Source organism: Campylobacter sp. 2018MI34, assembly GCF_016598975.1.
In the GTDB taxonomy this organism is placed as follows: Bacteria; Campylobacterota; Campylobacteria; order Campylobacterales; family Campylobacteraceae; genus Campylobacter_D.
Window position 1 is genome coordinate 1 of the sequence record NZ_JAENKS010000076.1, and the last position, 526, is coordinate 526.

Here is a 526-nt window from a genome sequence, read left to right on the forward strand (position 1 = left end):
TCTTCCTAGTTTCATAGTACCACCGCTTCCACCAGCACTACCATGATCATAAAAGCTTATACCATTTAAATCAGCTTCTATAGTGCCTTTATTAATTATAGTATTAATATAATTTCCAGCTTCTGCTTGGATACCATGAGATTTTGATTTAATAAGACCTTCATTAGTTAAATTATCAATAGTGGAAGGGCTTCCATTAAGGGTTGCAAGAGAAATTCCTGCTGCAATAGTATTGCTACTAGTTGATTCTATAGTACCTTTATTAATAAAAGTTCCCATAGAACTTTTAACTAATTTAATTCCCATAATACCAGAAATTAAACCCTCATTAGTAAAAGTTTTTACTAAACCTTGTAAATATATACCAGTTGAAACATTTACATTTATAGAAGCATCTAAAGTTCCTGTGCTTTTTATAGTTCCAGTGTTTGTGAAATTATCTATTGTTGTTCCACTAGCTATATTTACTCCAAAAGTACTATTAGTGTTTATAATTCCACTATTGTTAAAAGTTTTAATTTCTGTA

At 29.7% G+C, this 526-nt stretch carries 1 pseudogene; it reads right to left on the minus strand.

The window, feature by feature from the left end:
- Window positions 1–526: pseudogene (locus tag JG676_RS07785) on the minus strand (autotransporter outer membrane beta-barrel domain-containing protein); the annotation flags it as partial.